Source organism: Coprobacter sp. (genome assembly GCF_982436375.1).
This window is the reverse complement of sequence record NZ_CEWDCG010000135.1, coordinates 1-8,571: the sequence shown is the minus strand read 5'-3', so window position 1 is coordinate 8,571 and position 8,571 is coordinate 1. Positions and strand designations below refer to the sequence as shown.

General features: G+C 39.3%; 6 protein-coding genes. 5 read left to right on the top strand and 1 reads right to left on the bottom strand.

From position 1 onward, the window contains the following. Positions 1-446: 446 nt before the first annotated feature. Positions 447-2,756: a two-component regulator propeller domain-containing protein gene (locus AC1WHX_RS08380; RefSeq protein WP_122338451.1), complete on the top strand. Its 2,310-nt coding sequence runs from the start codon at positions 447-449 to the stop codon at positions 2,754-2,756. Positions 2,757-2,857: 101 nt separating this feature from the next. On the opposite strand, the gene AC1WHX_RS08375 is transcribed toward AC1WHX_RS08380, so the two are convergent. Further along, a complete protein-coding gene (locus tag AC1WHX_RS08375; protein WP_022600684.1) occupies positions 2,858-3,865 on the bottom strand; it encodes a class II fructose-bisphosphate aldolase in 1,008 nt (335 codons plus the stop codon). A 277-nt stretch (positions 3,866-4,142) separates the two neighbouring features. Here AC1WHX_RS08375 and speA point away from each other — a divergent pair, with 277 nt between their 5' ends. The 4 genes from speA to AC1WHX_RS08355 all read left to right on the top strand — a co-directional run. Next, the gene (gene speA / locus AC1WHX_RS08370; protein WP_022389510.1) at positions 4,143-6,038 is read left to right on the top strand and encodes a biosynthetic arginine decarboxylase; all 1,896 of its coding nucleotides are present in this window, start codon (positions 4,143-4,145) and stop codon (positions 6,036-6,038) included. 33 nt (positions 6,039-6,071) lie between these two features. Next, positions 6,072-6,830, top strand: a complete 759-nt coding sequence (gene truA, locus AC1WHX_RS08365; protein WP_302544816.1) for a tRNA pseudouridine(38-40) synthase TruA — start codon at positions 6,072-6,074, stop codon at positions 6,828-6,830. A 107-nt stretch (positions 6,831-6,937) separates the two neighbouring features. Further along, positions 6,938-7,840, top strand: a complete 903-nt coding sequence (locus AC1WHX_RS08360) for an EamA family transporter (RefSeq protein WP_022389508.1) — start codon at positions 6,938-6,940, stop codon at positions 7,838-7,840. A gap of 137 nt (positions 7,841-7,977) precedes the next feature. Beyond that, the coding region (locus AC1WHX_RS08355; protein ID WP_481229138.1) for a DUF3256 family protein at positions 7,978-8,571 on the top strand (594 nt) is incomplete at its 3' end.

The window sequence follows — 8,571 nt, the reverse complement described above, 5'->3', positions numbered from 1 at the left end:
GTCATATAGAATTAAGTCGGGATCAATATCGGATAGTTCGAGAATGTAGGCTTCGTCTCCTTGATAATTGATGATAAATATAAATTCTTTTCTGTATTTTCCGAGATTATTTAACTCTTTAATAATATCGGTTTGTGAGAATAAGTGCATAAGTTGGTAGATTTGTTTTGCAAAAATAAGGGCTATACTCTGATTTTTATGAAAAATATATTTGAATTTTAAGGCCAGTCTAAATTTTTCAATGAAAAATACTATCAAGTTATCTATTGTTTTTCGGTCTATTTCCCTACTTCGCAGTCATGTTGCTGCGTTTCTTAGCAGAAAAAATATTCTCGAAACAGTTCTCAAAAAATATGTCCATATAAAATTTAGACAGGTTCTTAGATGTATGATTTGTGTTGATTCTTGAGAATAATTTTTATATTTGTCTCAAACTACTATTTCCCATGAAACTCTTAGTCTTTATTTTATCATTGGCTATTATAAATATTCCGGTTTGCTTATCTCAGGGGAAAAAGGTATTGCAAATCAGTTCTTATACTGTTGACGACGGATTATCTCATCGAGTGATATCTAATATAATACAGGACTCTAAAGGATATATCTGGATGGCGACATGGAATGGGTTGTGCCGCTATGATGCTTCTCGTTTTGAAACATGGAATATGTTACCGAACGGTTCGACGATAGGAAGATTGCTTCGAATAGCAGAAACAGAAGACGGGCATATTTATTGTCATAATTATAATGATAGCGTTTATATTTTTGATCCAGTTACTTGTAGATTTATGCAGTGTACAGGAGCTGAGCAATTAATTTCTTATCCGCCTAATCCTTATTTATTGCAAGTCGAGCAAGGCGGATTGCTTATTATCCACCGTGATTCTGGAGAGCGATATTTTCTTCCTGTTAAGAGTAATAAACGGTTGAAGAATACTTTGCATGCCTCATTTTTTGATAGACAGGGTAATTTTTGGGTCAATTTTGATGATGTTTTATATAAATTATCGTTTTCACCGGAATTTTATACTTACCGGACACATATAAAAACAGAGAATTCTTTACTTTTTGGAGATGAGATCAGAGCGATTGCATGTAGTGCAAAATCCGGACGATTGTGGATCGGTGCTAAAAGCGGAGATATTTATGTTTATAGTAAGGAGGGAGATTTTGAGGGGTATCTTTCGAAAAATGGGTCTGTAACGCAAGTTCCTGTCCATTTCGGTGCTAATGCGTATGTGATAAAAGAGGATAGATCGGGAAGAATATGGATCGGGACAAAAGGAGATGGTCTTTATAGCCTTGTCCCTGAGGGAGATAAAAAATATACTGTCAGTCATTATACGCAAAAGTCTCATGGGTTGGCTGATGATCGGATATATTCCTTGTTTTTTGATGATTCGGACAGATTGTGGATCGGGACGTTTGGTAATGGATTTTCTATTGTCTCTGTGAGGGGGAATAGTGTGAATTTATTAAAGAACGGACTTCCCGGACAGCGTATCAGGTGTATAGGGCCTTTTGAGGCGGGTCTTATTTGTGCCTCAACTAATGGATTGTATCTTGTTGACAGCTCAGGAAGGGTGTTGCAAAAAATCGGGAACTCCGATTTTACATTTGTTCGTAAGGCCAATAGAGGGGATATATATGTTTCTACGATTGGGGCGGGGATTTTCAGATTGTGTTCAGAATCCGGACATTGGCAGCTTATTCCTGTTAGATTAGGAAATGTTTCTTATGATGTCGTATTATCCATTGCAGAAGAACTTTCGGGAAATATTTGGTTTGTGTCTGATAATAGTCTGGTGCGGTTGTTTACAGATGGAAACATACAAACTTTCAATCAAGATTTTTTCGGGAAAAATATCACTTTCTCAGAAGGTATTCCCATGCTGAAGGATAATAAGCTTTTCTTAGGTACGGCGGACGGTTTTATAGAAATGAGTTTAGAATCTTCGGAAAAATTTCTTCCTCCTTTATATTGGAGATATATTCAGGTCGAGGACTCTTTGATTGTCCCGACAGATAGTTTGTTGACCGTTCGTTTGGGAGAACATGTCCGGATAAGTCCTGTGGCTCTGGATTATCGGCCGGGAACTATACGTTATAGTTATCGTTTGGATGCTGATACCGTTTGGCGAGATCTTGATTATGGTAAAGTTATAGAGTTGGATAATTTGTCAGAAGGCAGCCATGTGTTGACGGTCCGTTCTACGGATAGTTACGGTATGTGGATGAATAATGATCGTGCGTTTATAATTGACGTACGCTCTTCCTTTTATAAAGGAGTAGTATGGTTCATTGTGATAGGCTTATTGGCCGTTGTTTCGATTTTCTTGTTTTATAATCGTCTACCTTTTGTTTCGAGGAATTCATTGCCAGATATATCTCCTTCATTGCCAAAAGTGGACTTTTCTCCTGACGAGCAATTTTTGGAAGCGGCAAAATTGTTTGTAGAGTCGAATATGGATAAGCCGGAATTGTCTGTTGATGATTTTGCTGCTTATATGGGGATGAGTCGTACGATTTTGTATAACCGTATGAAAGATTTGCTTGATAAGACTCCGGCGAATTTCATAAAAGAGATGAGAATTAAACGAGCGGTACAATTGTTGAAATTAAATATATATACTGTTTCGGAAATAGCTGATATGACCGGTTTTAATGATGCAAAATATTTCAGTAAGGTTTTTAAGAGAGAGATTGGTGTTTCTCCGATGTCTTATGTTGATGAACAAGTGCGAACTAAGAATTGATTTTCTAATGAGATTATCTGATGCGTGAAGTTTTTCGAAGTTGTAAAAAAATAGCGATGATAAGATTTTATCACCGCTATTTCTTTATTTACTATTTTTGCTTAACAGCAACAACCACCTTTTCCTGCGCTACCCAAAACATCTTCGATTTTGTGTTTATACAGTTTCTTCATGTTGTCGCGAGCCGGACCTAAATATTTACGAGGGTCAAATTCTGCCGGTTTTGTAGCAAATACTTCACGAACAGCAGCAGTCATAGCCAAACGGCTGTCAGAGTCGATGTTGATTTTGCAAACTGCCGATTTAGCTGCTTTACGCAATTGTTCTTCGGGAATTCCGATTGCATCTTTCAAAGCACCTCCATATTTATTGATTGTAGCGACTTCTTCTTGAGGTACAGATGATGCACCGTGAAGAACGATGGGGAATCCCGGAAGTTCTTTTTCTACACCTTCCAATACGTCGAAGCGCAAGGGGGGAGGAACGAGGATTCCGTCAGCATTACGGGTACATTGTTCCGGTTTGAATTTGTTAGCACCATGAGATGTTCCGATAGAAATAGCCAAACTGTCGCATCCGGTTTTGGTAACGAAATCTACTACTTCTTCGGGTTTGGTGTAGGTATGATGTTCTGCAGAAACTTCATCTTCGACACCGGCCAATACACCGAGTTCTCCTTCTACGGTTACATCGAACTGATGAGCATATTCTACTACTTTCTTAGTGAGTGCTACATTTTCGTCGTAAGGAAGGTGAGATCCGTCGATCATTACAGACGAGAATCCCATGTCGATACAGGATTTGCATAATTCAAAAGAATCTCCATGATCAAGATGAAGAACAATCTGAGGATTTTTGCAACCTAATTCTTTGGCGTATTCAACTGCGCCTTCGGCCATATAGCGAAGCAACGTCTGATTGGCATATTGACGAGCTCCTTTTGAAACTTGAAGAATAACCGGAGAGTTGGTTTCTACTGCAGCTTGGATAATAGCTTGCAACTGTTCCATATTATTGAAGTTGAAAGCCGGAATCGCATAGCCACCTTTAATAGCCTTAGCAAACATCTCTCTGGTGTTTACGAGGCCTAAATCTTTGTAACTAACCATTTTTTTAATGTATTTGCGTTAATAAATAAAAACTACACAAAGGTACTAAAATTCTTACAAACCGAAACATCCGAAACTTAAAAAAATATGTGAAAGCACTCTGGCCTGCAATATCATGATAGAGCCCGATAAATTTAGGTTTCTTCTTTTCCCTTTCATTTTTTATAAGTATTTTTGCCCACTTGATAATTATAAAAACCGTTTAGAGTGTCTAATGGTTTAATTTTCTGTAATTAAGTTCGTTATTAATTTATAAAACATTTCAGATTAAAAGAGAATGAGAAGATGGCGTATTGAGGATTCGGCCGAGCTGTATAATATTAACGGATGGGGGCTGAAATATTTTTCTATTAATGACAAAGGTCATGTAGCGGTAACACCTCGTGAGGGGAATGCTTCGGTCGATCTGAAGGAGTTAATGGATGAGTTGCAGGTAAGAGATGTTACATCACCTGTTCTGGTACGTTTCCCGGATATTTTGGATAACCGGATCGAAAAAATCTCAAAATGTTTTGAGCAGGCTGCGGAGGAGTATGGCTACACGGCACAGAATTTTATCATTTATCCGATAAAAGTAAATCAGATGCGTCCGGTAGTGGAGGAGATCGTTAGCCACGGTAAAAAATTCAATATCGGACTTGAGGCGGGGTCTAAGCCTGAATTGCATGCTGTTTTGGCTATTAATATCGATGAAAATTCCCTGATAATCTGTAACGGTTATAAGGATGAGAATTATATCGAGTTGGCTTTGTTGGCGCAAAAAATGGGTCGTCGTATTTTTCTGGTGGTGGAAAAATTGAATGAGCTGAAATTAATCGCTTCTATTTCTAAACGGTTGAAGATACGTCCGAATATCGGTATTCGTATAAAACTTGCGAGTTCGGGCAGCGGCAAATGGGAAGAGTCGGGAGGTGATGTCAGTAAATTCGGACTTAATTCCAGCGAATTGCTTGAAGCATTGGATATTCTGGAAAAGAATAAAATGCAAGATTGCTTGCATCTGATACATTTTCATATAGGTAGTCAGGTTACCAAAATCCGTCGTATAAAAAATGCTCTACGCGAGGCTTCTCAATTCTATGTACAGCTTCATAATATGGGCTTCAATATCGATTTTGTCGATATCGGAGGCGGATTGGGAGTCGATTATGACGGGACTCGTTCTTCTTCGAGCGAGAGCAGTATGAACTATTCGATACAGGAATATGTGAATGACTCTATTTCTGCATTAGTGGATGCTTGTGTGAAGAACGATATTCCTCAGCCTAATATTATTACGGAGTCGGGACGTTCCCTGACCGCCCATCATTCTGTCCTTATATTTGAAGTTCTTGAAACGACGACTTTACCTTCGTGGTCAGAAGATGAGTCTGTTTCGGAAAAAGATCATGAATTGGTTCAGGAATTGTATAAATTGTGGGATACAATGAATCAACCCCGCCTTATCGAAACTTGGCATGATGCCCTGCAAATACGAGAGGAAGCTCTCGACTTGTTCGGACTCGGAATGCTCGATTTACGTACCCGTGCCCAAGTGGAGCGTCTTTTTTGGTCGATAGCGCGCGAAGTATATGAAATGGCTAATGAGATAAAGCATTCTCCTGAAGAATTGAAGAAGATTGCCAAAATGTTGCCGGATAAGTATTTCTGTAACTTCTCATTATTCCAGTCTTTACCTGATTCTTGGGCGATAGACCAGATATTCCCGATAATGCCGATAAGCCGGTTGGATGAGAAACCTGAACGTACCGCAACCATACAGGATATAACTTGCGACTCGGATGGTAAAATCGATAACTTTATTTCTACCCGGAATTTTAATTATCACCTTCCGGTACATAGCCTTACTAAAGATCCCTATTATATAGGAGTGTTTCTTGTCGGGGCTTATCAAGAAATTCTGGGAGACCTGCACAATCTGTTCGGAGATACGAATGCCGTGCATGTAAGCGTGTATAAAGATCATTATGAAATCGAACAGGTAATTGACGGAGAGACGGTTGCAGAAGTATTGGATTATGTACAGTTTAATCCGAAAAAGATGGTTCGGAGTGTAGAGACTTGGGTAACGACTTCTATGAAATCCGGTATTATAACACCGGAGGAGGGACGTGAGTTTTTATCGAATTACAGATCGGGATTATACGGCTATACCTATCTTGAGAAAGATTGATAAAAAGCGGTACAGATCAAAGGAGAGGTTACAGTGCAACGTTATTTTTTGTATTTGGCTTATAACGGTACTCGATATCACGGTTGGCAGGTACAACCTAATGGTGTGACAGTACAGGTGCGTATAGAGGAAGCTTTGACTTTATTATTACGGAGAGAGACTCCGATTGTCGGGGCGGGAAGAACGGATGCCGGAGTACATGCCCGTTTGATGGTCGCACATTTTGATACGGAAGATGTGCTTCAGGATCTTCAAGGGTTAATAGAGAAGTTGAACCGGGTATTGCCTTCTGATATTTCTGTCTATAAAATCGTTCCGGTACGGGCGGATGCTCATAGTCGGTTCGATGCCTTGTCCCGCACTTACCGTTATTATCTGATCGACCGTAAAGATCCGTTTTTCGGGATGTATGCTTGGCGTTATCATGGAAATCTCGACTTCGAAAAGATGAATGAGGCAGCCTCTTGTTTGTTCCGTTATACCGATTTTACAAGTTTCAGTAAGTTGCATACCGATGTGAAGACCAATAATTGCCGTATTATGAAGGCTTGTTGGAAAAAAGAAAACGATTTGTGGGTGTTTGAAATTAAGGCAGACCGTTTTTTACGAAATATGGTGAGAGCGATTGTCGGCACTCTTTATGATGTGGGAAGAGGGCGACTTTCGGTCGGGGATTTTTGTCGGGTTATAGAAGATAAGAATCGTTGCAAAGCCGGAACTTCAGCTCCCGGGAATGCTCTCTTTCTTGTGAATATAGAATATCCTGAAGAAATATTCGATGTGCAATTTTAGCGCCTGTTTAAGTCTTGTTCGGGTCAGGTTTGTGATTTTCTTTCGAGAATGTTTTTTGAGAAAATTTGTGATCGCAGAGACGTTATGCTTTTGAATGATTAATCGATATGTGGCTTACATTTGCTTTTATTTCGGCAACCCTTTTGGGGATGTATGAAGTTTTTAAAAAGATGGCGTTGGAAGGAAACGCTGTGATTCCCGTACTTTTTCTGAATACGGTATTTTGTAGTTTGTTGTTTCTTCCTGTTATTTTATTATCTCGTTTCTGTCCGGAAATGATGCAGGATACCCTTGTATATGTTCCCAAAGTTTCTTTTGAAACGCATCTTTTTATAATATTAAAAGCCGTAATCGTATTGGCTTCGTGGATTTTTGCATATTATGCGATGAAGCATTTGCCTATTACGATTGCAGCAACGATCAAAGCATCCCAGCCGGTTCTTACATTGTTGGGCGCTTTATTGGTTTTTGGAGAACGGTTGAATTTGTATCAGTGGATCGGGGTTACGATCGCCATCATCTCTTTCTTTATGTTGTCGTCTGCCGGGAAAAAAGAAGGAATCAGCTTTGTTCATAATCGTTGGATATGGTTTATTGTTCTGGCGACTATAACGGGATCGATGAGCGGGCTGTATGATAAATATCTGATGTCAAACGGTTTTGACCGTATGACTGTTCAAGTGTGGTACACCTATTATCAAATGGTGATCATGTTTTTTATTTTACTGTTCTTGTGGTATCCTCATCGAAAAAAGACTACGCCGTTTCGGTGGCGGAACAGTATTTTTCTTATTTCCCTGTTTCTTGTTGTTGCAGATTTTGTTTATTTCTATGCGCTGAGTTTTCCTGATTCCATGATTTCTATAGTCTCTATGGCGAGACGTAGCGGAGTCGTAGTCAGTTTTGTCTTCGGCGTATTCTTTTTCCGGGAGAAGAATATCAAGGATAAAGCTATCGATTTGATATTGGTATTGATCGGTATGTATTTTCTCTATTTGGGAAGCCGGTAAACATCTTGTTACTCGTTTTCGATCACGGCAGATGGCTGTCGGACAAGATTTGAACAAGAGTTATGTCTTTATTCTTTTTCCGTTTTTACCGTCTTCTCGTTTTTATTGTTTACCTTTGTTTTTCAAAGAAAGATGTTATGAACAGAGTTATTCTTGCTTTTTGTTTTCTATTATGTATATCGGGGCTGAAAGCCCAACAAATCGCCGCTTATTTTGTCTCTATGCCGGAAGAATTGTTGCTTCAGATAGAGCCGAACCGCCGTAAGGATATGATAGATTTTTTTCAACACGGACAGAAAGGCGGCATTACGAATGCTTTGGGCGGAAATTCCGAGATCACGGCGATGTCGGATAAATATATGTCTGTATCTCTTTCTGATGTCTCTAAAATGGAGATATGTGTTTTGTCTAAAGATACGGCGGATATTATTGCCGTAGTTCGTACGGTGTGCGCTCCCGCATGCGATAGTCGGATAAGCTTTTATGATGAACAGTGGCAGCTTCTCGACACGAAAGATTTTCTACAGCTTCCTGTCAATGCCGATTTTTTTGTCGCTCAAGAAGTTTCCGGCAGAGATGAGGCTTTGGGAATGGTAGATATGATGCTTGCCGAATATCGTTTTTCTCCGGATAATGATGTATTGACGGTTGATTGTACGATAAAAGATTATCTTCCGGATGAGATTTATAAACAAATCGCCCCTTTTTTGAAAAAAGAGGCGTTACAATAT